The 25,653-nt window shown below is 42.7% G+C and carries 28 protein-coding genes; 10 read left to right on the forward strand and 18 right to left on the reverse strand.

Annotation, left to right across the window (positions count from 1 at the left end; translation table 11 throughout):
* Positions 1-25: 25 nt before the first annotated feature.
* A complete protein-coding gene (locus tag CYAN7822_RS37405; protein WP_157871768.1) occupies positions 26-172 on the reverse strand; it encodes a hypothetical protein in 147 nt (48 codons plus the stop codon).
* A 163-nt stretch (positions 173-335) separates the two neighbouring features.
* Positions 336-554 carry a hypothetical protein gene (locus CYAN7822_RS02240; protein ID WP_157871769.1) on the reverse strand — a complete coding sequence of 73 codons (219 nt, stop codon included), beginning with the start codon at positions 552-554 and terminating at the stop codon, positions 336-338.
* Positions 555-1,959: 1,405 nt separating this feature from the next.
* On the opposite strand from CYAN7822_RS02240, the gene topA reads away from it, so the two are divergent.
* From topA to CYAN7822_RS02250, 3 genes are read left to right on the forward strand one after another with little or no spacing between them, the layout of a single operon-like run.
* On the forward strand, positions 1,960-4,122 hold the full coding sequence (topA, locus tag CYAN7822_RS02245) for a type I DNA topoisomerase (RefSeq protein ID WP_013320619.1): 2,163 nt from the start codon (positions 1,960-1,962) through the stop codon (positions 4,120-4,122).
* 39 nt (positions 4,123-4,161) lie between these two features.
* Positions 4,162-4,302: a hypothetical protein gene (locus CYAN7822_RS38855; RefSeq protein WP_216701560.1), complete on the forward strand. Its 141-nt coding sequence runs from the start codon at positions 4,162-4,164 to the stop codon at positions 4,300-4,302.
* A 31-nt stretch (positions 4,303-4,333) separates the two neighbouring features.
* Entirely contained in the window at positions 4,334-4,939 is a 606-nt protein-coding gene (locus CYAN7822_RS02250; protein ID WP_245602663.1) for a tRNA(His) guanylyltransferase Thg1 family protein, read from the forward strand.
* 106 nt (positions 4,940-5,045) lie between these two features.
* On the opposite strand, the gene CYAN7822_RS02255 is transcribed toward CYAN7822_RS02250, so the two are convergent.
* On the reverse strand, positions 5,046-6,059 hold the full coding sequence (locus CYAN7822_RS02255; RefSeq protein WP_245602664.1) for a hypothetical protein: 1,014 nt from the start codon (positions 6,057-6,059) through the stop codon (positions 5,046-5,048).
* Between the two features lie 17 nt (positions 6,060-6,076).
* A complete protein-coding gene (locus CYAN7822_RS02260; protein WP_013320621.1) occupies positions 6,077-6,442 on the reverse strand; it encodes a VOC family protein in 366 nt (121 codons plus the stop codon).
* A 540-nt stretch (positions 6,443-6,982) separates the two neighbouring features.
* Between CYAN7822_RS02260 and CYAN7822_RS02265 the strand changes: the two genes are divergently transcribed.
* The 7 genes from CYAN7822_RS02265 (at position 6,983) to CYAN7822_RS02290 (ending at position 11,053) form a co-directional block, all read left to right on the forward strand.
* Positions 6,983-7,312 carry a plasmid mobilization protein gene (locus CYAN7822_RS02265; RefSeq protein WP_013320622.1) on the forward strand — a complete coding sequence of 110 codons (330 nt, stop codon included), beginning with the start codon at positions 6,983-6,985 and terminating at the stop codon, positions 7,310-7,312.
* Positions 7,313-7,332: 20 nt separating this feature from the next.
* Complete coding sequence (locus CYAN7822_RS02270; RefSeq protein WP_013320623.1) at positions 7,333-8,535, forward strand: relaxase/mobilization nuclease domain-containing protein; 1,203 nt, start codon at positions 7,333-7,335, stop codon at positions 8,533-8,535.
* Positions 8,536-8,723: 188 nt separating this feature from the next.
* Entirely contained in the window at positions 8,724-9,032 is a 309-nt protein-coding gene (locus CYAN7822_RS39310; RefSeq protein WP_245602665.1) for a hypothetical protein, read from the forward strand.
* Entirely contained in the window at positions 8,974-9,288 is a 315-nt protein-coding gene (locus CYAN7822_RS39315) for a hypothetical protein (RefSeq protein WP_245602667.1), read from the forward strand. The genes CYAN7822_RS39310 and CYAN7822_RS39315 overlap by 59 nt, the downstream gene beginning before the upstream one ends.
* An 80-nt stretch (positions 9,289-9,368) precedes the next feature.
* Positions 9,369-10,304, forward strand: a complete 936-nt coding sequence (locus tag CYAN7822_RS02280; protein ID WP_013320624.1) for a DUF932 domain-containing protein — start codon at positions 9,369-9,371, stop codon at positions 10,302-10,304.
* Between the two features lie 162 nt (positions 10,305-10,466).
* Complete coding sequence (locus CYAN7822_RS02285; protein WP_013320625.1) at positions 10,467-10,691, forward strand: hypothetical protein; 225 nt, start codon at positions 10,467-10,469, stop codon at positions 10,689-10,691.
* Positions 10,688-11,053 carry a type II toxin-antitoxin system PemK/MazF family toxin gene (locus CYAN7822_RS02290; RefSeq protein ID WP_013320626.1) on the forward strand — a complete coding sequence of 122 codons (366 nt, stop codon included), beginning with the start codon at positions 10,688-10,690 and terminating at the stop codon, positions 11,051-11,053. The genes CYAN7822_RS02285 and CYAN7822_RS02290 overlap by 4 nt, the downstream gene beginning before the upstream one ends.
* 82 nt (positions 11,054-11,135) lie before the next feature.
* Here CYAN7822_RS02290 and CYAN7822_RS02295 read toward each other — a convergent pair whose 3' ends face one another.
* The 14 genes from CYAN7822_RS02295 to CYAN7822_RS02360 form a co-directional block, all read right to left on the reverse strand.
* Positions 11,136-12,842, reverse strand: coding sequence for a type IV secretory system conjugative DNA transfer family protein (locus tag CYAN7822_RS02295; RefSeq protein WP_013320627.1), 1,707 nt, complete (start codon positions 12,840-12,842; stop codon positions 11,136-11,138).
* The gene (locus CYAN7822_RS02300) at positions 12,839-13,324 is read right to left on the reverse strand and encodes a hypothetical protein (protein WP_013320628.1); all 486 of its coding nucleotides are present in this window, start codon (positions 13,322-13,324) and stop codon (positions 12,839-12,841) included. The genes CYAN7822_RS02295 and CYAN7822_RS02300 overlap by 4 nt, the downstream gene beginning before the upstream one ends.
* 11 nt (positions 13,325-13,335) lie before the next feature.
* Positions 13,336-14,763 carry a hypothetical protein gene (locus CYAN7822_RS02305; protein WP_013320629.1) on the reverse strand — a complete coding sequence of 476 codons (1,428 nt, stop codon included), beginning with the start codon at positions 14,761-14,763 and terminating at the stop codon, positions 13,336-13,338.
* Between the two features lie 46 nt (positions 14,764-14,809).
* Positions 14,810-15,145: a hypothetical protein gene (locus CYAN7822_RS02310; RefSeq protein WP_013320630.1), complete on the reverse strand. Its 336-nt coding sequence runs from the start codon at positions 15,143-15,145 to the stop codon at positions 14,810-14,812.
* Positions 15,146-15,180: 35 nt separating this feature from the next.
* Positions 15,181-16,371 (reverse strand): hypothetical protein, encoded by a 1,191-nt coding sequence (locus tag CYAN7822_RS02315; protein WP_013320631.1) that lies wholly within the window; start codon positions 16,369-16,371, stop codon positions 15,181-15,183.
* Between the two features lie 42 nt (positions 16,372-16,413).
* A complete protein-coding gene (locus CYAN7822_RS02320) occupies positions 16,414-17,121 on the reverse strand; it encodes a hypothetical protein (protein WP_013320632.1) in 708 nt (235 codons plus the stop codon).
* Positions 17,114-18,592 carry a hypothetical protein gene (locus CYAN7822_RS02325; protein ID WP_013320633.1) on the reverse strand — a complete coding sequence of 493 codons (1,479 nt, stop codon included), beginning with the start codon at positions 18,590-18,592 and terminating at the stop codon, positions 17,114-17,116. Before CYAN7822_RS02325 ends, CYAN7822_RS02320 begins: the two co-directional genes overlap by 8 nt.
* A 10-nt stretch (positions 18,593-18,602) precedes the next feature.
* Complete coding sequence (locus CYAN7822_RS02330) at positions 18,603-19,463, reverse strand: hypothetical protein (RefSeq protein WP_013320634.1); 861 nt, start codon at positions 19,461-19,463, stop codon at positions 18,603-18,605.
* A gap of 12 nt (positions 19,464-19,475) precedes the next feature.
* Positions 19,476-20,513 carry a hypothetical protein gene (locus CYAN7822_RS02335; protein ID WP_013320635.1) on the reverse strand — a complete coding sequence of 346 codons (1,038 nt, stop codon included), beginning with the start codon at positions 20,511-20,513 and terminating at the stop codon, positions 19,476-19,478.
* Between the two features lie 6 nt (positions 20,514-20,519).
* On the reverse strand, positions 20,520-21,365 hold the full coding sequence (locus tag CYAN7822_RS02340; RefSeq protein WP_013320636.1) for a hypothetical protein: 846 nt from the start codon (positions 21,363-21,365) through the stop codon (positions 20,520-20,522).
* Positions 21,366-21,394: 29 nt separating this feature from the next.
* The gene (locus tag CYAN7822_RS02345; protein WP_013320637.1) at positions 21,395-24,211 is read right to left on the reverse strand and encodes a helicase HerA domain-containing protein; all 2,817 of its coding nucleotides are present in this window, start codon (positions 24,209-24,211) and stop codon (positions 21,395-21,397) included.
* The gene (locus CYAN7822_RS02350) at positions 24,208-24,537 is read right to left on the reverse strand and encodes a hypothetical protein (RefSeq protein WP_013320638.1); all 330 of its coding nucleotides are present in this window, start codon (positions 24,535-24,537) and stop codon (positions 24,208-24,210) included. Before CYAN7822_RS02350 ends, CYAN7822_RS02345 begins: the two co-directional genes overlap by 4 nt.
* A gap of 115 nt (positions 24,538-24,652) precedes the next feature.
* Positions 24,653-25,174: a hypothetical protein gene (locus tag CYAN7822_RS02355; protein ID WP_013320639.1), complete on the reverse strand. Its 522-nt coding sequence runs from the start codon at positions 25,172-25,174 to the stop codon at positions 24,653-24,655.
* A gap of 76 nt (positions 25,175-25,250) precedes the next feature.
* Positions 25,251-25,607, reverse strand: coding sequence for a hypothetical protein (locus CYAN7822_RS02360; protein WP_013320640.1), 357 nt, complete (start codon positions 25,605-25,607; stop codon positions 25,251-25,253).
* Between the last annotated feature and the right edge of the window lie 46 nt (positions 25,608-25,653).

The raw sequence follows: 25,653 nt of genomic DNA on the forward strand, positions 1-25,653 counted from the left end.
TCAAATTGATAGCCTCAAATAAATGTCATCGAACTGAGCGCATGAGGATAGCATCGCCGATTAATCGACGACAGCTTTCATCGTACTGGTATAGTTCGTCTCGATGCTTAAAAATAATACCGAGAGGAAACTTAACCTTACCGAAATAAAATAAGATATGTTGATTTAACACCCGTTTTTTTGAAAAAAAGGGTTATGTCCAGATTACTCGGCTAAATCCGAGTAATGGTAGATTCGCATGACCAGCAATACCACTCTTTTCCAGAGAGGGTTATTTCTAGCTTTCGTCCATTACCGAGTTAAGATGGGTTCGCCATACCGGAGTACCAATTCTTTTAAAAGGAGTCATTTCCAGCAGTGCTGACTAACATACCGAGTAATGGGGGTTCGGTTGACCCAAATATTGCTCCCTTCTTAAAGGTGGTTTTATCCAGTTTTTGCCCATTGGACAGTAATGGTAGGTTGGGTTGATCGGAGTACCAATTCTCTATAAGGGAGTCATTTCCAGCAGTGCTGACTAACATACCGAGTTTAGGCGGGTTCGGCTGACCCAAATATTACTCCCTTTTTAAAGGTGGTTGTATCCAATTTTCGCCCTTTGCCGAGTTTAGGGGGGTTCGGCTGACCTTTGTCCAGATTTCTCTGATTGCCGAGTTTAGGGGGGTTCGGCTGACCTTTGTCCAGATTTCTCTGATTGCCGAGTTTAGGGGGGTTCGGCTAACCTTTGTCCAGATCTCTCTGATTGCCGAGTTTAGGGGGGTTCGGCTGACCTTTGTCCAGCATAGCTGATTTGCCTGATTCAGGCGGGTTCGACTGACCTTGTTTACTGCTCATCGCAGTAAGCCTGTAGAAACATTATAAACAAACACCTTTAACCAATGCACTTCTTTTGTCAATTTGCTGGAAAAATTCTTGGTTTAATATATATTCATGAATTCGTGAAGATTTATCAATTCGAGTATATTGGGACAGTAGCCACCAAGGATTTATCTTTTTGCCTTCAGAGGGATCATAACAGGCACGGATAGTGTATTAATTTAATCGGCGAGTGTTGTTACCCCCTTAAGTTTATGCCAGGAAAGGATTTGAAGGATTTTTTCAAAAAGAGTTTACCGGTCAATAAACTTAAATTGTTGAGAATCGTTTCGGGAATAATTAGCAACCTGGATTAAATATTTTTTCAAGGCTGACCATCACAACGGAGCCGGATAATTTAATTATTATCAGCTTCCGTTGTGATGCCCTCAAGTAGATACCACCAGAAGATTTGAGTCGGTTTTAAAAGGGGAGTTTAATTATCAATAAACAAGAATTGTTGACAATAGTTAAAGGAATAACTGGCTACCTGGATTAAATATTTTTGCAAGCTCGACCATCACAACGGAGCCGGATTTATAATTATTATCAGCTTCCGTTGTGATGCCCTCAAGTAGATGCCAGGAAAAGATTTGATTGGGTTTTAAAAGGGGAGTTTAATTGTCAATAAGTTAAAATTGTTGACAATGGTTAAAGGAATAATTAGCAACCTGGATTAAATATTTTTGCAAGCTCGACCATCACAACGGAGCCGGGAATTGTTGAAAACAATTTAACGAGGAACAATTGCTCAAGTTTCGGTCTTCACCTATCGTTTTTAAAATGTCCGTTAAATCGACATTTATTTCCCCTCAAGCCTAAACCAGTTCCCCGTCTTTATATAAGTAAATAGAATTGATAAGCTTATATATAATATATAAATTTGATAGCCAGACCCCAAATAAAAATGAGATATTGGCATAATGACTTAATTGTGAATCAAGAAAACTTTTTCTTCTGTGACCCAAGAAAAGACCCAAGACCATAAAACTTCACTCTTGAGATCATCAATGTTCTCGGTTTTTTTGAGTTAATCTGTACTGATATAATGAGGAGGTATGAGGGTTCGAGATAGCCTTTCTTTCTTATCGAATCAAGCGGCAGATGTCAAAAAAGCTATTTCTCATAGAAGCGCCTGGAAAACTGAAAAAACTACAGCAAATTCTGGGGTCAGAGTACATTGTTAAAGCTAGTGGCGGTCATATCCGCGAACTGGCCAAAGACGGGGATGATAATTTAGGCTTTGACCTCCAATCCGAGAGTATTTCTTGCCGCTTTGTGCCTAAAAACCCGATGGCAAGGAAAACCATCTCACAATTAAAAGAACTCGCCCGGCAAGTAGATACAGTCATCTTAGCCACCGATGAAGACCGGGAAGGAGAAATCATTGCTTGGCATCTAAAAGAAGTTCTTAATTTAAGAAATCCTCAACGAATAACCTATCGGGAAATTACACCGGCAGCCGTCAAAGCATCTCTCAAGCGTCCTCGCTCACTCGATATGAATTTAGTTAACGCTGCCTTAGCGCGTTCGGTTTTAGATAAACTGGTGGGTTATAGAGGCTCTCCCCTAGTTTGGAAACTGAACAATGGAGCAAAATCTATTGGTAGAGTGCAGTCAGCCGCTTTACACATTCTCTGTCAACGGGAACGGGAAATACAAGAATTTAAGCCGCAAGATTACTGGTTAGTTTCTGTCACTTACTCCGAAGGTTTTAAAGCTTACTATCTAGGTGAAAAGTCCTCAACAGCAACAGGTAAAGAAGAAAATGAAGAAAGAGATGATGCAGGAGAAAAAGAGGAAAATAAGGTAGAAGCCACAAAAGTTTTAAGTGAGTCCGAAGCCGATAGGTTAGTCAGTATTGCTGGTGAATTTCCCCATCATGTACTCAAAGTAGAAAGTAAGACAGTTAGCAAAAATCCTCCTGCTCCTTTTACTACCTCCTCACTGCAACAAGCCGCCGGAAGCCGCCTCAAATGGAGTCCAGACAAGACGATGCAGGTCGCGCAACGCCTGTACGAGGGGGGATACATTACCTATATGCGGACGGACTCATATCATCTAGACCCCCAATTCTGTGCAACGGTCAAGCAGTGGCTAACTGAAAAAGACCCGAATAACGTTCCCGCTAAAGTTGCCACTCACCGCACCTCGAAAACCGCCCAAGAAGCACACGAGGCTATTAGACCTACTGATATTTTCAAGCCTTCCATTGAGCTAAAACAAGAGATTTCGGCGGAGGAATTTGAGCTTTATCTACTGATTTGGTTGAGAACGGTTGCCAGTCAGTGCAAGCCGGCGCAAATCCTGAAAACTCGTATCATTACCCAATCAGGGGATGTATTCTGGCAAGCGAGAGGACAGATAGTTACTTTTGCTGGATATGCTAAGTATTGGAAAGACTTAAGCGATGATTTACTGTTACCCCAAGTGTCTCAAGGACAGTTATTACACCTATTGGAAGCCGGACACGAAAAGAAACAGACTCAACCACCTCCGCGTTATAGTGAAGCCAAGTTAGTACAAGTAATGGAACGACGGGGCATAGGTCGTCCTTCAACTTTTGCGCCGACAGTAAAAACCTTAAAAGAACGGGGTTATGCAGAGGTTCAAAAGCGGCAACTACAAGCAACGCCTCTGGGGTTAGAAGTGGATGCTTTTTTAGAAAAAACTCTACCAGAGTTGCTCCAAGCCGAGTTTACGGCTGTTATGGAAGACAAGCTAGATGCTATTGCTTCGGGTAAAGAAAACTGGGAACGGTATATTATAGGGTGGAATGAGGATTATTTTGCCGTTGCACTGGTGAAGGCGTTAAAAGTTATCGGTAGTCAACCGCCCTCATCTAAAAACAGCCAAAGTCAAAACGCTCAAAGCCATTCTAAGAAAGAATCAAAAATTGAGTGTCCCCATTGCGCTCATAAAATGGTAGAAATTCCCTCCTCTTCTAAAAAGCTTCACAAAGATTATTTTCTCAAGTGTCCAAGTTGTCAGCAGGTTATGTTTTACAATAAGTGGCGTAAAACTTGGGAATTACCCGGAGAAAAGAACGAAGAAAGTGCCCCGTCTTTGAAATTAACTAAGCATCCTTGTCCAGTTTGTGGGGAAAAGTTAGCGGTAAGAGAATATGAAAAGGAGGGCATAAAAAAACGAATGCTGGTGTGTTCATCCCCAAAAGCTAAGACAGATAAAAAGCATAAAGAAGTCGTTTATTTTGAGTCGAAAAATGTTTTCTGGTCTAAGAAATATGGAGAATTCCCGATTGACTAATAAATAACAAAGAGCATATTTTTTTCCTCAGTGACTCAGATGAAATTTGAAGAATTAGACACAAAACTTAGAGTTTTTGAGACAGGACACGATTTTTGTGTTCTGCCAGAAATTTTTATGGTCGCTCGTCTTGACGGACGTAATTTCACCCGATTGACTGCCATACACTCATCAGTTTGAAGTGCCCTTTGACCCCAAATTTCGGGATTACATGGTAGCAACCGTAGAACATTTGATGAACTGTGGATTTCGAGTAGTCTATGGTTACACCCAGAGCGATGAAATATCACTGTTACTGCATCGAGACGAAACAACCTTCGGGCGAAAGCTCAGAAAACTTAATTCAGTCTTAGCAGGAGAAGCCAGTGCTAAACTCTCACTACTGCTAGGTACATTAGCCGCGTTTGATTGCCGTATTTCTCAACTACCAACCTTAAATTTAGTTGTCGATTATTTCCGTTGGCGTAGTGAAGATGCTCATCGAAATGCCTTAAACTCCCATTGTTACTGGACTTTACGCAAAAACGGTTATACAGTTGGTCAGGCAACCAGCAAGCTTGAAAAACTCTCAATTAGTGCTAAAAATGAATTGCTTTATCAGGAAGCGGGACTTAATTTTAATGACTTACCTAACTGGCAGAAACGAGGATTAGGCTTGTATTGGGAATTTTATCAGAAAGAAGGAGTAAATCCCCTCACGGGAGAGAAAGTTTTAGTCACAAGAAAACGGATATTTGTTGACATGGAATTACCCATGAAAGATGATTACAGCGATTTTGTAAGAAGACTAATCCTTACTGAACATACAGAGCTATAATACTTGCTCTCGCCTTGAAATATCGCTTTTAGAGTCGGCTAACTCATCATTAGGACACTTTAGAATTGAGATCCCCAAAGCTCGGTTCACTTACTGAAAAGAAAATTTAGGCATCAGGCTTGTCCTCTACCTTTTGTTTCTTTTTCTCAAAAACTGTCACCCCTGCCCCTTCGAGTTCAACCACGCCATCCGAGCCAATACGAGCGACTTTTCCTGATAAAGCTGCTACCCAATCCGCAAAAGAATCCATCTTCTCCACTTGTTTTTTGAGGGTTTTGCGATTGAGAGAAGCTCGGACACTAATGCCTCCTTCCCCTGATACTTCTAGTATTACAGTCTTACCTTGTTCTGGAAGTTCAGGGCGAGTGGTGAACTTAACCGTCATTTCTGGTTGTTTGCCATTAATCATAATAATTGGAGAGGAAGAGTCTGTTGATGATGAATTCTTTGATGCACTCGCGGCAGGAATCTGCACCGCAGTGGGGAGAGTTTTTGTGACAGTAATGGTTTCATCTACCCAATTGGCTTCTTTTAAAACCAATTCTTCACCCTTACGAATGCAGAGTAATTCCCAAAACTGTCCAATTTCTGCTCCAGGAAGGCTGCCAGAAACCGTAATTAAAAAGGGTTGCCAGCGAGACTGATTTTCTTGACCGGGCGGGGGAATTTCGTTGCGTTCCAAGCGTATCACCACTTTTTCATTATCTGTACAGAGAATGCGCCCTTGGATTTGGAATTGGTCTGAAGCTGTCTGTTGTGGAGGTAGGTCATTAAATGAATAGTCTTCAACGAGGGAAACACACTTAATCAATTGCACTTGAGACAATTTGGCTTCAGTAGTGGTGCGAAAATAGACCCGCCACAGGTAAGTCTTATCTAGATTAAAAGTTGGGTTTTGAGATAATTTTTGCCAAACCGTAAGCCCCACCCTAGCCGGGAGTATAGTACCGTCAAAAAGTTGTAAATTTCCTTTTCGTTTACCCTGATGCTCGACTGGTAGTGCTGTCTCGAACTGGCCGAAGAGATAGCCCATTGCCGAAAACGGGGTGGGAAATTTAGGCGGCATAAAGGGAGGCTCGATGACGGATTGAGACATTAATAAAGTAGTGGCACGATTCAATTTTCAGTGTAACCGACTTAAGTCCGAGTTAGTAATTCGAGATTATGACCGTTGGGGTCGAAGAAATAAAAGCCACGCCCCCCCTGTCTGTGGTTAATCTGACCGGTATTGTGGTGCATTGGGTCACTACTGTAAGAAAGACCCGCTTCTTTAACTCGTGCAAAGATAGCTAAAAATTCCGAGTCGCTGACATGGAAAGCATAGTGATGGGACTCAAAGTCTTCAGTGTCAGCGAAATCTAGTGTTAAGGTGTCATTGACTTTTACGGCAGCAAAATGACCAATAGGGGATTCTACTAAGAGTCCAAAAATTTGAGCAAAGAACTCGGCTGATGCTTTCTTATCATGGGCGGGTACGATGGTGTGATCTAGAGTAATCGTCATATTATTTTCCTCATCAATGCAGCGAGAAAGTTAAGTAACGGTGCATAAAAACTTGTTTAGTCGCTTTGACTGTGTTTCTTCTATGTTAAATATTGCTCATTGATTCGGGCAACACCCAGAAGGGTTAGCTATGAGAAGGGTTTCCTTTCTGTTGTGCCTACCTGTGAAATCAAGTTCGAAGGAACCATAAACTCTCTTCTTCGCCTTTCTAAAATTGATCGTTCTGACAAGCATTTTTCAGTAAGTTCAAGCATATTTTTGACAAGTCTTTCTGAGTTAGCGATAAGAAAATTCTCGATTGTATGAAGTTATTTATAAGTTTACTCCAAGCATTTTTACGATTTTTACTTTAGGTTGATGCTTCTTTCTACAGTTACCTAACTCCTCCCTAATTCCTACATCTTGCCTCTAGCTTCATAAGGCTTATTGCCTGGGCATTAATAAGGAGAGCAAGCCGTGTTTTTCCCCCACATTTATATTTTTATTATGCCATACTAAAAGTGATCCTATTCTTCGATTACGGGTCAAGGAGTAAAAGCTTTGAAGCCCAAAAAACTAAAAACCGATATAGTCAGTGTTCGCTTCCTGCCCCGCGAAAAAGAAAAATTAGCCCAACAAGCGGCACAACAGAATATAACCCTGAGTGGACTGGTAAGATTAAATGCCCTTGCCCAAAGTAATAACAGCCGCATTAAATTTGTCCCAGAGGTCAATCGAAAACTTTATTTTGAACTGGGGAAAATTGCCGAAAAGCTTCAAGATAAAGAGGCAAATAAGGACTCTTTAAATAGCTTATACTTGCTTCTTAATGAAGTGAGAAAAGAATTAATGGGGATAAAACAACCGCCTACACAAGAAACCAATAAATGATGAAATTATAAAATCAATCAATGATAGCTAAACAGGTTCAAGGCACGAACTTTAAGAACGTCTTGGATTATGTACACAACAAAGCCGGAGCCAAGTTAATTGGCACGAACATGACCGGAAAAGAGCCAGAAAGTCTAGCCCTTGAATTTCGCATTTCTGCCCAATTAAGAAGGCGAGTTACCAAATGCGTTTATCACGTTAGTCTTTCTGTCTCTAAGGAGGAAAAACTAGCTGAACAACAGTGGGTTAAAATTGCCCGTGCTTATCTAAAAGGGATGGAATTTGACGCAAACCAATACGCTATTTACCGTCACACCGATAGAGAACACGATCACATTCACGTTATCGCCAGCCGTATCAGAATTACTGACGGTTCGGTAGTTAATGATTCTTGGCAATATAGGCGCTCTGAAAAATTAGTCAGACAATTAGAGCAAGACTTTGGGCTTTCTCCCACGCAAAACAGTTGGGAAAAAAGAAAGCACTCTCCAACCACTGGAGAAATACGGCAACAGAGAAGGACAGGTGAACTTAACAAAAGAAGCCAGCTTCAGGGGATAATCGAACAAGCCTTAAAAGATCGTCCTTCTATTGAGGAATTTATTGAGCGATTGAGGGATAAAAAAGTAAATGTTCGGCTCAGAAAGTCTGACATAGGGCAAATAGAGGGAATTTCTTATAAATTTAACGGTGTAGCTTTTCAAGGACGGCAACTTGGTAAGGATTATTCTTGGACTAACTTAAAATCTATCTTGGCTACTGAAAATAGTTATAAACTAACTCAGGATGAGTTGAACCCTCAAAAAGAAGCCCTCACAGTTGTTACTACTGACAATCAAGAAACAGAGAATAACCAATTAGAACAACTGAAAAACTATAACCAGGAAGTAGAAAGTGACGAGCTAGAACAACAGAAAAAGACATTAAGAGATAAATATGTCCATCTTGCCTCCCTTGTTCGCCAACTGCCTCAATTTCATGACAAAAAAACCAGAGACATCGATATTGGAGTAACTCTTTTATCTTTAAAATCAGGTAACGATTTAGAGGAGATTAGAATAACTTTAACTCAAAGCGATCAGGTTAAACAATGGCATCAAGAATTTCCAAGAGAGACTTATCTTAAGATAGCTAGAGAATATATTCTACAGGTTACTAATAAGGCTACTGAGCTAATTGAGGAAAATTATTTAAACCAAAAAAGGGTTGAATTAGAACGATAACTCCAAGTAACTAAGTCTTGCTTTATTAAGAGTTATAAATTATTTTCTTCGATTAATTTAATCTAATTAATGCCTATCAAGAGAATTGTTAACTAATGCTTATCTAAAACATCTGATGATATGAATTAGAATATAGTACCTTAAAATAAAACAAATGTATTATTTACTATTCTCGGTTAAATTTTGCTATGTTTCCTAAACAAAATGTTGTTGCTCTCGTTCATGCCCTACAACTAGCCTCAATGCCTTTTTCTGCCACCATTGGGTTAGTCATATTTGGGATGTTGACTGCCCCTCCCAGTGGGCCAAAAATCCCAAAAACTGTATCAGAAATGTTACCAGCCGCAGAAAGTAAAGCAATGCACGGAAAATATGATGAAGCCCTTGCTCTCTACAATAAAATTATTGAGGAATCCCCTGAACCATTAATTTTAGTTAGTGCTTATTGGGGAAGGGGAGCAACTCGAAGGCAAGCAGTTTACTCTCATCAATACTAGAGTGCGAACTTTAAGGCTAAAAACACGAAGCGATAAAAGTTTTACCCATGAATATCAAAGCACTCTCAAAAAGTCTCAAACTCTATTTAATCAGGGGGTTTCTGACCATCTAAAAGCGGCAAAAATTGCTGAAGATACAGGCTTAAAAACCTGTAGCCAAGAAATCCGTGAAATCCTGCCTCAATTACAACAAGGAATGGTACGTTACAACAATCCTTATGACCTTTATCTGAAACGAACTCTAACACGCTGTTAACAATTTGAGGTTTGAATAAGAAATCAGTTGTTGGCTAACGCCAATAAAAAGCGAGATAAAACCGAAGGAGAAATCTCGCTATGACACACGAATTTGAGTCGGGTTTCTTTGTAAAAGAACCTGCATGGCATCGTTTGGGTAAAGTCCTCAATAATCCTCCCACTACCGAACAAGCCATTATTGAAGCAGGATTAGATTGGAAAGTTTTAGAAGAACCTATTTATCGCCAACAAGAGGATGAATTTGTCTCTCTTCCTACCCACAAATGTTTAATTCGATCTGGAGATCAGCAATTATTAGGAGTAGTGTCTAAAGCTTATCATCCTTTACAAAATAGCGAAGCTTTTAAATGGTTCGATGTCTTGCTTCATGAAGGGGATGTTACCCTGGAAGCAGCAGGAAGTTTAAAGCGAGGAAAACGGATTTGGATCTTAGCTAAAATTCAAATGAACCCTGTTGAAATTCAAGAAGGTGATGCGATACAGCCTTACTTATTATTACATAATTCTCATGATGGAAGTACAGCAATTTGGATTCAATTTACTCCGATCCGTGTTGTTTGTTGGAATACTTTGAGTTGGGCGAGTGCTTCACGTTTTGAAGAGGAAAAGAAGCGCAAAGCTTTTCGCATCCGCCATAACAGTAATATTGAGGAAAAATTAGCTCTGGCACATCTTGCTCTAGATTTATCCCGACGGAGTTTTAATACAGCCATTGATGAGTATAAAGCGATGGCAACCAAGCCAATTAGTAGAGAACTATTTGAGCTATATATTGGCAATATTTTCTCCTCAGATAGCCCAACAGAAAATTGGGCTTTTCCTTTAATTCAGGAGAACTTTGAAGCGGGAAAAGGTAATGGAGGAAAAACTCTTTGGGATGCTTATAACGGTTTCACCGAATGGCTAGATCATCAACGAGGGAAATCGGAAGTTTCTCGGTTGGAATCAGCATGGTTTGGAGATTCGGCAAGACTTAGAATTAAGGCACATCGAGAAGCTTTAGCACTACTTTAATTTGAAAGTAAAGTGACAGGAATTTAACAGCCTGTCACTTTTTTTCAGAATCAGAATCGTTAAAAGTGTTAACAACTACTCCTCTCTCAAGGTCATGGATAACGCGCAAAGTATTTATTTAACTATCTCATCACAGTACAATGAGAAGTAGGAGGATTAACTATGCCAACCAGTATCCAAGAAATTTATAGCGAGATTATTCGTAATTTGTCGCCAGCCGAACAATTGCGCTTGGCAACTCTCATTCTCAATGATTTAGTCCAGAAGAATATTACTGTCATTGATGAAAGCGATACATGGACACAACAAGATCAAGTTGATCTTAGTGTTTTTTCTATGCAATATGTGACAACACTTTTTCCAGATGAGGAGGAGGTAATTGAGTGATATTTAATCCTGGTGATGTGGTCACAGTTGACTTTCCTGGTGTAAGGGGTGTTAAACGTCGTCCTGCTGTGGTAATATCCTCGACAATTTATCACACCAATCGTCCTGATGTTATTGTTGGAATAATTACAACTCAAACCACTGATTTAGGGATAACAGATTATTTGCTCTTAGATTGGCAGGCAGCAGGTTTGCGAGTAAAGTCTATTTTCCGCAGTTTTATTGTAACATTACCTCCCTCTGCCAACTTGGTTAAGATTGGTCATTTATCAAAGCGTGATTGGCAAGGTGTTTGTGCCTGTATCAATATATCTCTTGCAACACAAGACAATTTAGAAGCCTCATCGGAATCAGAACTGTGATTTTCTTTATTTTATTAATGTTGAATCTTTCTGCCCAAAAAGTTCTCTTTCTTTGGATGAGCCTGAATCTTACCATATTGATTCACAACATTGCTGCAAAAAGTTCACTCTCCTCGCCCTTATTCTTCCCACCCGGAAACATTTTCTGAGCCAGTTGATAACGCGCCGCCAAATCTTCCCCAGTAATGGGAATCTGTGTGCTACGCCCTTGCAAACCTCCTCTCACCTTATCCCAACGAGTTTCTGACCATTTTAAAATAGTCTGATAATCATTACTCAAATTAATGGATTCCAAAAGGGGAATATAAGCAGCCTTACCTCGCTTAAAATGAGGATTAAGCAGAATACAACGACCCGTAGGTAATTGAAGAAAATCCGAGGCTTCAAAAAGCGGTTTCGTTTGAATTTGTTCAGAAATATTGGTACTGGCTTTTCCTCCACTTCTGCCCTTACTTTTTTGTTTAAACTTAACCTCTTTAGAACCAAGATAATCCGAAAATAATTTAGCCGAATCTTGATCTTGTGGGTTAAAAATTATCTTCGTAGCACAGCCTCCAATAATTGCTCTGGCTAAATCTTCACCGTACATTTTCTCCATTTGTACCAAATTTTGGAAGCCTAAAACGGTGCATAAGCCGTCCTCCCTATTCTCATTTAACCAATGATGAAGCCCTGGTAAATAAAGGGTTGGCACTTCATCAGCTATGAGAAATAACGGGTCAGAACGCTTTCTTGAAACATTTCTATTAACTAATAAATGAAGGATAGCCGCAATCAAAGGAGCAAGAACATCGCGTTTTTCCCTGTCCAATCCCAACACTAACATTTGCTTTCCTTCCAAAAAAGTTGGGATTGTAGTTTGACCACAAAATGCAGGTAAAACGTCCGCTTTCATAAAGCGAGTAAAATTAATATTAGCGGTTGCCAGGATAGAACTAACAGTCTTTTCTGATTGGGCGCTGGAAATTAATTGCCCAAAACTAGCCAAAATCCAAGGATTTAGTTGATCCTTCTGCTTGATAATTTGTTGAGCCAAATCAGTGCGACTGGCCAATGCCTGACACATCATCAAATCAGGATAGTCCGTACCTCTAGCCAACATCATAATCGCTTCCGTCACCTGATCGCCGGCGGGGCCAAAGAAACCATCCTCAGAGGTTTGCCCAGAGCGTTTAAAATTCTGGTTCATCACCTCGGCAAACTGACGCGCCATCATCGAATCGGTATCGTCTTTAAGGAACTCTAAAGGATTACAAACTTCAGATTCCCGATAACCAGGGGCGAAAATATGCAGTTGATAGCCATTTTTAACCGCATAAGCCGCCAGACGAGAAGTTTGGGTAGGGAATTTAAAATCCCATAAAATCATGGGGAATCCCTGTTCAATCACAGAAATAGCCACTTGGTCAATGACTGAAACCGTCTTACCCGTCCCAGGCGCACCAAGAACCGCCGTACCTCTTTGAGCATCAGGAAGATACAGAGGTGACTTACCCCAAGGATTTTGAGTCGGCGTTCCCACCCAAACTGAAACAGCATTCTTTTTTTTATGCCGCATTTGTTTGAGGGCAATTCGTTTAGCGGCTGATTTTTCTGCACGTCCACCAAAATAACCCTTGGCCAATTTGCCTTTTTTACCCCCGGTCTTCCCCATCAAGGCAAGTAGTCCAACAAATCCAAGACAGGCAAGCAACATCATCCCCTGTTGAGGGGAGATAGAGCGAGAGATATTATTGAAAGCACGACCAAAAGCATCATTAGCTGGTTTAACGGCAATATAATGATTCATAGCAGGGAGAAGAAATTAAAAAGAATCGACAAGAAAAGGGGAAATGGGATAAAAGCGGCCTGGCTTAGAAAGGCAATTGTTATCTCTGGGGTCAACTCACGTTCGAGATGTTGAAGGCACAAAAGGGTACTGACAAGAAAAATTGTCAGTCCTGCTTTTAGAAGGAATTTCGGTAGATACCACCAACGCCACAGCCACCAACCCAGAACGAAAAGTATTGCACAAGGGATAAAAAAAGACTTTTTTCCTAATTTCCAGACGGCACGATCATCATCAGAAAATCTAAAACGACAGATGAGTAAAGCGATTTGGCCACCGAAGGCCACTGATAAAAGAAAAATTTCCTCTGGTGAGATAACCATGTAATGGGGTAAAACAAGTCCCCCATAAAACAGGCTAATCTCAACAAAAATCCGCAGAGCCGGCAAAATAGTCGATTTTCGCAACAATAAGGGAATAAGCCCACTAATATTGGTTGACATAAGCCAAATCCTCACCCTATTTCAGCTTGAGACTGTCTAGATTTACCGCGATCCAACTGACGATCGACGGCTTGGAATTTTTCAACATCTTTTTGTGTCAGAGAACCCTCCAGTTCCCCATTTTTAAGGCTTAAAATCGTTCCTCGTCCATCCTTAGCACTGACCGTCAAATCTCGGCCAGTACGTTCTATGCGGAAGCTATTGCCTTCAAACACTTGTTTGCCGTCCTCAGTTTTTCCTCCAAAGCGGTCAAGTAGTTTTGAGGCAACGTTGGTCACGGCAATATTCTGTAAATCCTGTTTTAGACCTCGGTTAGCAGCCGGAGAGAGTTTTTCTCGCGCTGAACTCAAAAAAGTAGATACTTTACGGGAAAAATCTCGTATTGCGTTCTGGAAACGGGGAATACTCCCTTTAAGATTCTCTTTAAGCGAACTTTTTGGTACATTTCGCTCTATTTCCCGATTAAGAACCAGGATAATAGGAACATTACCTTGTGGGGCATTAGCCACAGCATTTTGAACCTGATCGAGATTAACCCCAAGCTTGTGCAACTCCTGTTTTTGTTCCCCTGAGAGAGAAACGCCCTTTTGCCCCTGTTGAGGCGAATTTTCAGTAACAATCTCAACGGGAACGGATGGTACAGAAGATTGTTCGATTTGGGTAGAGACAGTGCTTTTTGGAGCTTGAACCCCAGGAATAGGGGGAATTTTGGCTGTTTGACTTGTGCTTGCCTTTGGAGAGACAGGCGAGGGTAAAGTTTTAGCTTCAGTCGTGGTTTTTTGTCTTGAGGGTATAGGTAATGACGAGGTTTTGCCTTGTCGGGTTGTGTTTTGCCCTGGAGTTACGGGTAATGATGAGGTTTTAGCTTCTTGAACCGTTTTTTGCCCTGAAGTTACGGGTAATGATGAGGTTTTAGCTTCTTGAACCGTTTTTTGCCCTGAAGTTACGGGTGATGAGGAGGTCTTGCCTTGTCGAGTTGAGGTTTCAACATTTTTACTAGGTAATACACCAGTTTTCTCTACCGTAGGAGCAAGCTTATTGTTTTCGACAACTCCATCATGTAAGCGAAAAACTTCTTTCCCATTAATGGTAATTTGTACATCTTGATCTAGGGGTATAGAAGCCACCCCAGGCTGATTTGACGGTGGTAACTTAATAACTTCTTGGAGGTAGCGCAATTGTTTTTCTGACAATTCTGGAGTTTGAGCTTTAACGTCAAGCTCTTTATTTTTAACATTGGCCTTGTAAGCTACGGAGTCATTGATAGCAATCTCGACATTAACATCCTTCTGCCCCAGTTTTAGAGACTTGAGTAGTTGACGAATCAGAGCGATCGTAGCAGTAGCCGCCGTCGTCATGACACTATCTTGTGCCTCTTGGATAGCCTGGCCACTTTTTTGAGCTTCGTGGCGATCAATAGGAATTACAGGATTAGACATAGTAGTTATCAGTAAATTTGTTTCAAAACTGGAAAAGGGGATAATTTTAACTGCCTTTACTCTTGAATCCCCCTAAGTCGGGCATTTGGATCGGATTTTCCAGACGATTGAGTAAGGTTTCTCCTTCGACTAAAACCCAAGCCAGTTCTCCATCAATTGCCCACTCAATGGTTTTAGGGGTATAGGTTTCGGGGACATAAATTTCATGGGTAATATAACCATTTGCCCATTGGAGAGCTAATTTCTGGTCACAAAAAACTTCAATAAGCTTCGGCTGATAGCCTGTTGGGAGAGATGGCTTATGATAAACGGGTTCTATTGCAAGAGCGATTGCTGGATATAGTTTTAATTTTTCGGCAAGACTTTGTGGAAGTGTCATCATGGTTTTTCTTATTGTTTTTTTAAGGAAATTTATGACTAAAATGCACCAAGAAAGATGATGTCTTTTTCATGCTGAGACATCCAAGGAAAGGGGCCAATTATATAGGGGCTGCGGCCACAAAAGATAGAAAAGCGAAAGTAAATGGAAAATTCGGCCAAGCCAGAAGCTTCATCAGTATCGGTGAGAACGACTTTAAAACCTTCACCAAAAGGAAGTCGCCCCGTAGGTTCAGAGCCGGCAAGACAACCACTGCCACCAGCAACCCATTGAGAGTTACCAGAAATCCATTGTTTCCCATGAAAAAAAGTTGCGCCTAACCAGTCGGGGCCGGACAATTCAATATGAGCGCAGTTATTTTGGTCACAGGGGTAGTCAAAGCCGACCACATCACTTCCGGTCACGGTATTGACCCGATGGGCTTCTTTTTCCCCAAATACTATATCTACCAGGGCAAATATCCCAGGTGTGCCCAAATCCGTGAAGAAATTAGCAAAGGGCAAATCTGCCAGCCCAGGAATTTCACCAATTAGAGTCTCACCCCAGCCGGCAAATTGGTCTAGAGGAGTATTTAAAAGACCAGGGAGTGAATTAAGATCGTATTTGGCTAGATTAATCGAATCTAAGGGTAAATTAGCTAATAAATTATTATTAATTAGCTCTCCCAACTCCCAATCTTTTAAAGTCCAGGCGCTCTCACTACCTAATTGTGTCTCTACGAGATCATAAAGCGGGGCAACCTCATCGAGGGAAAAATTGGCTAAGTCGGGAATCGCATCAACCAAGGTTTTGAGTGTTTGCTGTTTAATTAGTCCAAAATCGGCAAGACTTACGGAATTTCCCGACAATCCTACAGTATTTAAAATACTCAAGAGTGAACGAGTAGGCAGGTTCGTCACTTCGGCTAAATCCCCAAGCATGACAATTGAGGTGATGGAATCCCCTGCATTCCAACTGCGAGAAGCATCATAACCGAGAACTCCCTTTAAGCTAGACAAATTTAAAGAGCCACCTTCGGAAGCCGGAGGGATCACGCGAAAAGTAATGCGCTCCCAATCGGGTAAAAGCGCACCATTGCTCTTGATAGAGGGAACATACATTTCACTACCAGCGCTCTTTTGAGCAGACGCTATTTTTGGCTTGGCTAAAAAAATTGTATTTAGGGAGATAAAGGCGGTAGCACCAGCAAGTATTAGTGCGGCATATTGAATGACATTTCGTTGGAGCATTGATTTATTATCCTCACTCGTATGGGTCAAAAAACTTACGTATTAATCTGAAGTTGTCACTAAAGCTTCTAATTGAAGGAGTACAGAGGGAGCAAGATTAGTGCGGCGTAAAGCATCCTCCCAAGACATCCCACCTCGCACATGAGCCAGCAAAATTTCAACTCGCTCAAAAACTTGTCCATTGCGTTTCGATGTGTCGCGGCTTTGAGCGATTTTTAAACCCTGCTCGATCCTGTTAGCCCTTGCTCTAGTAGCTTGCTCCTCTTTTTGACGTTGTTGCAGCGCAGGACGAGGATCGCTGTTAATGTTGATGGCAACGTAACGAGCTTGACCACTGCCATAGCCGATACGGAAGTAATAAATATTCCGCGTTTCCCCAGATTCGGTAACAACCGTCAAAAGCGTGGTGGCTGTAGCCGGTAAATGAGCGAATTTTAACGAATGAATGCGACGAAGATGGATAATCGTCGTTGAGCTATAGCGCTCGTTCTCCTGTGGGACAAAAATAGGAGTATCGAAGTCCAAGGTTAAGCGAGACGGGTCATCGAGCCAAGCTTTAACGATACGTTCTCCGGTTCCCGAAAAGTTAAGAGACAGTCCGATTCCTGGCCAAACAGTAATAGAAGGAATTGAACCTGTACGCCCCCCTGCATGGCTACTAGAAAAGTTGAGGACAGAATTAGCCATGACTGATGGGGAAAATTGAAGTAATACGAGGGTTAGACCCGTAGTTATCGCTTTTTTAATCATTTCCTGTTCCCCCTTCGACTGATGTTAATCCGCTTAAATCCAGTTCTAAAGGCTTTTGGGGCACATCGAGGTTAAAAGTCCTGTTCACGAAGACTTCTAGAGGAGTCCCCGCCTTGAGGTACCACACTGTCGCCGTAACCCCAGAACGGCGAGTTTTTCCGCCCGTTATACCCCGATAGAGAGTAGAAAGGGAACGAGTGCCGGGAATATCAGCAAAATCACCCGCAACTGAGAGAATATCGGTCAAAGCTTCGGCACTATTTCCATTGCTTCCTCCGAAAGTTTTCCTAGAGGCGATAAGGGGTTGACCTTTTACCCCTCTGACTTTTAAAGTACCGCTCTGCAATTTCGTTTCAACCCCATCGACAATAAGACTTTCGGCAATCAAGGTAACGAGGGCATTATTCCCCGCAGATAGTTTGACCACGAGTTGGGAACCTGCTCGAATGAGAACATTACCCGAAAGATCTTTGAGCGGTTCATTGAGAGTAATGATGTAACGGTCATCGGGAGTTACCTCGGTTCGGCTATTGCGAGAACTTTCCCAAGCGATAGTCGTTTCTAAAACGGCTGATACTGACTGCCCGAAAACTACGGCAGGGGATGAAGGATTATAATTGGTAAAATTAGTCGAATTTTCGGAAATTGGAGTTGGAGTTGCTTGACTATTAGGCGCAATAGGGGTAGAGGCGGTTTTTGGCTCGTATCTGGGAATTGAGCGGCTAGAAGTTCTTGATTGACTACTAAAACCCCCAAAAGAGCCGACTTGCGCTAATTGTGTCCAAACTTGGGTCGGATCAACGAGATTGCTCCTAGATGGTGATACAGTTGCCCTAACAGCCGGAATAGGGCGTACAGGTTGCCCGTAGCGAACCGGAACAGGCTGAGGTCGAGGTTGATAGACAACTGGCCGAACAGGTGTTTGCCGAATGGGAGTCTGACGGATGGGAACACTTTGCACAGGTCGTTTCTGTGGTAAGGTAACGGTTTTTGGTTGAGGTTGTCCGGTTCGTGGATCTTGTTTGATGGGTTGAGGTTGCTTAACTTTTTCGGCTTCTAAGTCTTTAAGCCGCTCTTGCTGCTCCCTTAAGGCCAGTTCGGAAAGGAGTTCACTCTTCTCTTTATCTTGATTTTCAGGAGAAAGCAAGGGACTTTGTTGACTTTCTTTCGTCTCGTTTGGTTTTTTCGCTGATACCGACTCGCCTGGAGATTGGAATTGAGATAGAAACAAACTCGCTATGAAAACCACAAAAAAGACGGCTCCTGCCACAAAAACTAACTTAGATAACGGGCTAGAGGCAAAACTATGTCTCGTAATCTGTTCTTCTAAATCTTCATCGGTTAGTAGAGGAGTGTTTGTAGAAGAATGGGGACTTGATGGAGCAGGATCGGCTGAAGGGCTATTAAAACCCGTCAATTTGGCTAAACGTTCTTCTGTGGAAACATTTTTTTCTTCAATTTGGCTATTCATCGTGTAAAACTCATTTTTTAGGAGGGGCAACATCGGGATTAGGAGAAGTGGCTAAGTCCCCAAAGCGGTAAATTTCCAGCCCCGCAGTCCGGGCGTTATAAACCGCTCGTTGAATTTCCGTCGCGCTTTCGGGTAAAGGTTTAGGCGTGATGTAAACTGCCCTCACATAAATATCCTTATTCACGGGAACGGCTTTACCAATACGCGCTCGCGTAAGCGAGATCCCTTCGGGATCGCCCCCGGTGAAGAAATAAAGATTGGCAATCATCTTTAACTTCCACTTACCGGCCTCAATCGGTTCGGGTTCAGAGAGATGATCGATGACCAAAACTGTCTGAGTCGTGCCACTAAACACCCCGACGGGAGTAATTTCAGCCAAAAGGGGTAAAAAAGTGCTACGGAAATCTTCGGAGAGTGCAAAACTCGCTTCCCAGGCAGCCGTCGTGACTTTGCGTTTCCCTCGGAAACTATTACCGCTCAGTTCTACCCCTGGATCTAAGGTTGGCTTGAGTGTGCTTGTTGGAACTTTGTCATTGCCCTGCAAAGTACCTGACGCGCTAAACAACATAGAGGTAATCTGACTGGTAAAATACTGAATCGCCTGGGGAGAACGATATAAAGAAGCTTGCGCCCCCACTTGAACCGAACGCCCATCTACTAATTCCACTAAAGTTGGTGAGGGTTTACGGGCGAGTTTAGCAATCCAGATCGTATTAAACGTGGTTTGAAGGAAAAGAAGCCCTTGTAAGCCCAAGGTGGCTAAAACAAAAAGTGTCAGAACATTACTCGAAGAAGTTTTAATTAAACGTTGAGCTTTAGGGATTTTCACCTCAGTAGAAGAAGCCGCTTTTTTGAGTTTAAATAATTGCATGATTCTATCCTCCTAAACCATCAATCCACCAATGGTTGTGGCGGTTTTTCCCACCGCATTAGCAATGGATGTCCAGACCGTCAATCCCGCTCCCGAAGCCAAGCTAGAAGCTAAAATCGGGGCTAATAAGCCAGAAAACAGAGCAAACCAGAAGGGATCGCCACCTTCTGCACTTGTGGCTACCACAGAGGCTAGTCCGACGATGATGTTAAAGCAGAGTCGAGCGAACCCTACGGAAAAGAATCCTGTCAGCCAAGCAAAAATGGATCTCGGTCCATAAGGAAGGAGAGAACCGCCAACCGCGATCGGGCCGAGTAAAGCCGTAATCAATAGAGCCGCTTCGAGCAAGTTTTGATAAGCAATTTGCAGCCAGTAGAGGACGGCAACGACAATCGGCATCCAAATCGGCTTGAGCAGTCCAAAAACCCCCATATCAACGGCTCCGCCCGTAATGGCACTCCCGATCCCGTTGAGAAATCCTTGAATGTTGTCGAGCCAGCTTGTATCGCCAAACTGGGATTTGTAATTATCGACAAAGGTTTGTGCTTGCGTTACCGCTTGGCTCATACACTGCATTTGGGCTTCTCCCGTCAGGGATTGACAAGCCCGCATACTATTGGAAATAATGCCTTGTAGTCCGATATTGCCGTTAGCCTGCCGGTAAAGCTCATCAAGTTTGACTCCAGACATCGTGATAGCAATAACTTGAGAGTTAGCTTGATTGATAATTTCCCGCAGAGACAAGGTACTTTTCGCTAACCAGTAACCGTTATCAGCTAATAGGAAAGCTACCAGTAACGGCCACACCAACGAGGTCAGGACGGCGGGTTTGCCTTCGTTTAAATCTTTGTAGAGTTCGACGATTAGAAAAATGAGGGTTCCTACAGCAAAGAGAGTTCCCACCCAACAGAGGACACCGTAAAGAGTAGTCCCACCTAAAGAACCCGAATCGCCCAGAACGTTTTTCCAGGTATTGTCCCAGGACGTGGCAACATCCGATGCCGCTTTTGCACCATCAATCAGTACGTTGTTAAGAGAAAAATCAGCCATCTGGTTTTAAAAAAGGTTAGATTGGGCAGTTAAATGAAGTAAAAGGAAACCATCAACCGTTGATTGCGCTTGCTTGTCTCGGTTTTGTTGGTCTAAAGAACGGGAAATATTAGCCAGATTCAGGTTGGTGAATTGGGTATCGGTGCGGCTTCTCAAGGAAGAAGCCTGTTGCATCGCCGTAATGACTGATTGTTGAGCATTAATTCTGGCCAGTGCCTTCACCACATCCTGAGTGCTGTCATAAGATTGGGCTTCATCAGAAGTATCGAGGATAGACTGGACAACCTCACCAGTTTGTTCGATTTCGTCTTCTATTTGCTGTTGTCCCTCATCTGACAGAACGGTTTTAGCACTGAGAGAGGTAGCCGCGCGGTCACTTAAATTTCCGAGTTCGATACCATAAAGTTCGGGATTGATAATAAAAGGATCAGCCGTTTCGCCAGCTTCATCGATTTTTTCTTGTATTTGGGCACGAGCTTGTAGAGGGTCGGGAATTCCCAAAGATCCAACTACATCCTGAAGAACGCTTGTCATGCTACCGCCACCGAGTATGTCTGTTGCCGTCGTACACCAACCCGGTTCACTAGGGGTAGCAAAAAGGATAGGAACAGCCTGACAGGGATCGTTAACACTGTTCTCTAGTAGAGAAATCCATTGATCTACGGCAATCATTTGAGGGAAAAATGACACCAGTTGAGAGTAAATATCGCCAAAGGTAGAATTGCCGAGAAAATCAGCAATTCCCGCACGGACGGGTTTAGCGGTAAGAGAACCTATTGCGATCACTCCCAATCCGATAGGTAAAGCGCGATGCCAGAAGGGTTTTTGTTTGTGAGGAATAATCATGTTCATAGCTTTCAAAGGGATAAAGTGTAAAAATCTTAAAAGCCAGATAGAATCAATGCCTCTTGCTCATTCTTGGCTTTAAGTCTTGTGTTTTCTAGTTCAAACAGATCGCTTAAGGAAGCGCCTGAGCGTAACGAACGGCAAAGAATCTGGCTAAAAAATGCGATGGCTTCAAATTTGTCAGGGTAGTGAGCTAGATATTCGGCTCGGATGGCTTGTTCATCGGGATTATTCGCCACCACCCCCAATTGAACATAGGCGGGATAATAACGACAGAAGGTATAAATTCCACTGTCATCGAGTAGCCACCCGGTAAAAACGCCCTGTTTATTCGGTAAAAATCGCTCACATTGGGCAATAATTTCGACGGGATAGCCAAAGATTTGTACAAAGCTTGGTGTGGCAGTTCTTTGAATTCTTCCAATCAAACGAACGCTCAAGTTCTGGAGAATTTGCGCCCCCACTTTGCCGGCTAACGCGATCGTATTGGGGTCTTGGGCAGTAATGATGACACGAATACCGGCTTTTGCACCATTAGCGCAGAGCATGGCTACTAATTGGGCAATTTCAGGGAATTGGAAGAGAATAGGAGACTCGTCTATAAAGAAGATGCTCATCGGAGAAGCCATTGCCCGACGTAATGCCGCAGCGTAGGCAACCAGAGAAAGGATAGCCGCATCTTCACTCTGGGACACTTGCCGTAGGGCAAACACCAGCAACATAGAATCTGTGGGAACGGTTGAGGGAGAGGAAATTGCTTTACCGACGCGACTGTTTGCCCAGTAAATCAGCCTCAGACGAATTTGTTCTAAGGCTTTGGGGACTAAATTCCAGTTAATTCCCTCTTCAAGTTGTAAAAGGTTGCTGATTTCCTCTAAAGTACAAAATTGTAGGTAATCTCGCAGGGTGGGAATTTCTTGCCACGCTTGTGTGCCTAACCCTTCGGCTTCGGCTTTCTGATAGCGCTCTAAAATAATATCCGAGGCAAAAAAGCGATTGAGGATGCAGTAGAGAACGGTTCGGATGGTGGTTTTGAGAGTTTCTTCTGTGTTGATACCTACGACCATTGCCACGAGACAACCCGAAAGGAAGTCTTTATAGTCCTCAAAGCGTCGCGCCTGTTCATCAGGAGGCAATGCGGAAAGGTCGGGACGTTCAAACAGGTTGATCGATTCTGCCCCTACATCAAAGTACGCTCCTAAAGGGCTAACAAATTCGGTGTAATCGGTAAAAGTGCTTGTCCCATCCGGTTTGGGATAGTCGAGAGCTACCACAGGAACGTTACGGGCTAGAGCATGAGTCAGGATGCCAGAGACTAGAACAGATTTACCTGAGCGAGTTGTACCAAAAACTCCTAAATGCTTACCCTCAGATCTAAACAAGTTGATATAAACTGGTGTACCCCCATCTTCCCCAATTAACTCTAAACCATCTTTATCGGGGCTGAGGGTGGTTACTAGCGGAATTAGCCCAGGTAATTCTTTACTGAGATAGACGAGTCGGCGATTACCATATCGAAAGGAAAGTAGTTTCTCTTGTACGATAGGCAAGGTTTGTAACCAGATTTGCCACGCGACTTCGGTTTCTCGTACTACCCAAGCAGGGCGTAAAAAGAAGTTTTCTAAGGAACGAGAAGCATCATCCAATTCTTCTAAAGTGTTGCGGTGAACGAGAAAGGTTATACCCGTATGAAAAGGCACTGCTCCCTCATACAAGCTCTCTTGTGCTTCAACGGAACGCTTGGCGTTGATGCTGGCAGCTACATCCACGTTTTGCCGTTCGTTAGCTCTAACGGCTGCGGTCGTAGATTGCTTGATGAGGCGTTGAACGGTTGTTCTCACTAATGTGGGGTTAGCTGGACTGATTTGACAAAAAATTTCCGTATCTGTGACTAAATCTCTAGCAATAACATCCCAAAGGTAATGTAATTGCTGCCTCTTATTTTTCCATCCCGCAGGTTTGTCCCAAAAGGTTAAAACGCTTGTGTATTTATTCCCACATTTGATCCATTTGCGATCGGCTTTCGGTACGGAGTCAGCAAATAGCAGTGTAGCACTATGAACTTCTGAGTTAATTTCCTCTCGAATACCGTCCTCATCGAAAATAAGAAGTTGAGGAATTTCAATAGGTGCAGTACGGGAGTTCAGGCGATACCATAACGTTTCCCATAGCTCGGTTTCGGTCATGGGGGCGATTTTTAGCTTCAGTTTGTTAATAAACAGTTGTTCCCAAACTAAATAACCGTTAGTGAACCCCGCACCGAGCATCTGTTCGAGGCGTATGGCTTGATTTGCCGCTCCTTCGCCTCGCATCCATCCGAGAGATTCTTCGAGTTTACCGAGGGCGCGTTCTGTCCAGTCTGAGTATTCCTGCTCGGATGAGCCGAAGGTATAGGTGACGTAAACTTTTAATAGTTTGGGTTCTCGTAGTCCTGTTGCGGCTAATTCTTGAACGCGCTGACGTTCTCCGGTAAGTAGGAATTTAACCTCATCGGTGGGGGCACGTTTAATGAGGGAGGCAAGACTCGATTGACGATCTCTATCAGTTTTAAATGCCCCCAAATGAAATGTTACTGACTCGGACTGCGGAAAATCTTTCAAACCGGCTTCTACTTGGTCAAAAACGCCCTCAATTTCTTCGGCAGAGAGAAAACTATGAATACCCTCGCAAGAAAAACCGAAAACCAGTTGCCAAGGGGCTGATTTATTCTTTTTAAGTAGATAAGCTCCCAAATGCCGATTTCTGAGGCGAATACTCACCATTGCTTGAAGGTGCAGATGGTTCTCAATAGGAGTCATGGTAAATGTTTTTGACCCCTCTTTGATGGATATTTTAGGGATTTTTGGCTTCATTTTTTGATTCTTCCTCCTTTGACTAATTGTTCTTGTCTGGCTAAAACCGATTCGTAGCGAACCGCGGCCCTGACGAAATAAGGCGTAACGACGAATTTAGAGAAGAACCGCCAAGCGCGAGTGCCTGTGAGAATCCAACTGGTTCCCATCAGCCAAACTCCGAAAAGAGCGGTATTTATCCAAGAGAGGTGAAAGATTTCTTTGATTGACCAAGAAATGAATAAGATGAAGGCTAAAGGGAACACTTGCCCGGCAGGAAAGGGGCCAATTTTAGGTTGTTTGCCGAGGGCTTGATTAATGCGGCGGAATGAATTCGGTTCAGACATAATTTAATGAGGAATTTAGAAATAGGAAAGAGTCAAAATTCAGGGAAGAGGAAAAAAAGAGAATTGCTCAATTTTTTGCCAAGTTATTCCTGAATAATGACTCCGATACCGTCTCTTAGCCAGTAATGAGTCCGGTCAGAATGTCAGCTAAGGTGACAGTGATGACCACTAAAATAGGAGTCCGTGCGGCGGCTACCCAGTCTTCGTCTTGTCGCACGGAGTTAAATACACCGATGAAGGCAACCGCTAGATAAACGATATAGAGTGCCCGTAGGGTGTTGAAGACTAGGGGTATAGCTGCACCCGATGAGGTAAAAGTCGTGTTAAAGAATTCCTCGGCGTTCTGGAAAAACTGCGCCTGAGCGGGTCTAGCAATGAGGTTAAGTAAGGCAAAAACCAATGTTCCCAGTATTAAAAGGAATGCTCTTTTTATCTTTCGGTTTGCTCGTTTCCCCTCAAGATACGGTTGTACGAAGGCAACCGAGCCGGATACGACCCCGACTATTACCAGAACCCGATTGCCGGCTGCGCCATTTAAAATGCCAAAACCGATTAATCCAAGGGGTAGAGTAACCGCTTTGAGCTTTTGGATAAGAGAAGTTTTTGGCTCTTTGACTGGAGGTGGTGAAATGATCATAAATAATGGGATGAAATAGCATGGGTGGATAGGGAAATTTGGACTTTTAGCGATCCATTCAGGAGAAAGTTAAACCTTATATCCTGATAGTTCTATTAGGTAAAATTTGAGTTCGATAGCGTCGGATGAGTTTCTTTTTCTCCAACTTCAAAGGAATTTCTAGACGGCAAAGGGTTTTTAAAACGGCTGTTCTCCCTTTTTGGTAAAGTTGGGAAAATTGCGCTTTGTTATGTTGGTTATTGCCGGCTTTAGCCTTAAGAAACAGTTGCAGGGCTAGTAAATCTTCAACATTTTCCCAACTGAGGCTAATTTGTTCATCGGGATTTAAACCAATCGTTTTTAGGTAACTACGCCACTGCGTTTGATGAACAATTTTCAGTAAGTCTTGTCCCTCCTTTTTGCTTAAAATTGCTTGTTCTATCAGTGAGTTCATGCAAGGTCAATTCCTCCTTGTTATCCGAGTTGAATGGGATGACAAA

It is taken from the genome of Gloeothece verrucosa PCC 7822, assembly GCF_000147335.1.
Taxonomy (GTDB): domain Bacteria; phylum Cyanobacteriota; class Cyanobacteriia; order Cyanobacteriales; family Microcystaceae; genus Gloeothece; species Gloeothece verrucosa.

Coding starts and splice junctions, on each gene's coding strand:
- CYAN7822_RS02325 (WP_013320633.1), bottom strand. CDS start 18,592: ATGAATAGCCAAATTGAAGAAAAAAATGTTTCCACAGAAGAACGTTTA.
- CYAN7822_RS02295 (WP_013320627.1), bottom strand. CDS start 12,842: ATGAATCATTATATTGCCGTTAAACCAGCTAATGATGCTTTTGGTCGT.
- CYAN7822_RS02320 (WP_013320632.1), bottom strand. CDS start 17,121: ATGATTAAAAAAGCGATAACTACGGGTCTAACCCTCGTATTACTTCAA.
- CYAN7822_RS02305 (WP_013320629.1), bottom strand. CDS start 14,763: ATGTCTAATCCTGTAATTCCTATTGATCGCCACGAAGCTCAAAAAAGT.
- CYAN7822_RS02280 (WP_013320624.1), top strand. CDS start 9,369: ATGACACACGAATTTGAGTCGGGTTTCTTTGTAAAAGAACCTGCATGG.
- CYAN7822_RS02350 (WP_013320638.1), bottom strand. CDS start 24,537: ATGTCTGAACCGAATTCATTCCGCCGCATTAATCAAGCCCTCGGCAAA.
- CYAN7822_RS02285 (WP_013320625.1), top strand. CDS start 10,467: ATGCCAACCAGTATCCAAGAAATTTATAGCGAGATTATTCGTAATTTG.
- CYAN7822_RS02310 (WP_013320630.1), bottom strand. CDS start 15,145: ATGATGACACTTCCACAAAGTCTTGCCGAAAAATTAAAACTATATCCA.
- CYAN7822_RS02335 (WP_013320635.1), bottom strand. CDS start 20,513: ATGGCTGATTTTTCTCTTAACAACGTACTGATTGATGGTGCAAAAGCG.
- CYAN7822_RS02340 (WP_013320636.1), bottom strand. CDS start 21,365: ATGAACATGATTATTCCTCACAAACAAAAACCCTTCTGGCATCGCGCT.
- CYAN7822_RS02360 (WP_013320640.1), bottom strand. CDS start 25,607: ATGAACTCACTGATAGAACAAGCAATTTTAAGCAAAAAGGAGGGACAA.
- CYAN7822_RS02270 (WP_013320623.1), top strand. CDS start 7,333: ATGATAGCTAAACAGGTTCAAGGCACGAACTTTAAGAACGTCTTGGAT.
- topA (WP_013320619.1), top strand. CDS start 1,960: ATGTCAAAAAAGCTATTTCTCATAGAAGCGCCTGGAAAACTGAAAAAA.
- CYAN7822_RS02355 (WP_013320639.1), bottom strand. CDS start 25,174: ATGATCATTTCACCACCTCCAGTCAAAGAGCCAAAAACTTCTCTTATC.
- CYAN7822_RS02250 (WP_245602663.1), top strand. CDS start 4,334: ATGGTAGCAACCGTAGAACATTTGATGAACTGTGGATTTCGAGTAGTC.
- CYAN7822_RS02300 (WP_013320628.1), bottom strand. CDS start 13,324: ATGTCAACCAATATTAGTGGGCTTATTCCCTTATTGTTGCGAAAATCG.
- CYAN7822_RS39310 (WP_245602665.1), top strand. CDS start 8,724: ATGTTTCCTAAACAAAATGTTGTTGCTCTCGTTCATGCCCTACAACTA.
- CYAN7822_RS38855 (WP_216701560.1), top strand. CDS start 4,162: ATGAAATTTGAAGAATTAGACACAAAACTTAGAGTTTTTGAGACAGGA.
- CYAN7822_RS02260 (WP_013320621.1), bottom strand. CDS start 6,442: ATGACGATTACTCTAGATCACACCATCGTACCCGCCCATGATAAGAAA.
- CYAN7822_RS02345 (WP_013320637.1), bottom strand. CDS start 24,211: ATGAAGCCAAAAATCCCTAAAATATCCATCAAAGAGGGGTCAAAAACA.
- CYAN7822_RS02315 (WP_013320631.1), bottom strand. CDS start 16,371: ATGCTCCAACGAAATGTCATTCAATATGCCGCACTAATACTTGCTGGT.
- CYAN7822_RS02330 (WP_013320634.1), bottom strand. CDS start 19,463: ATGCAATTATTTAAACTCAAAAAAGCGGCTTCTTCTACTGAGGTGAAA.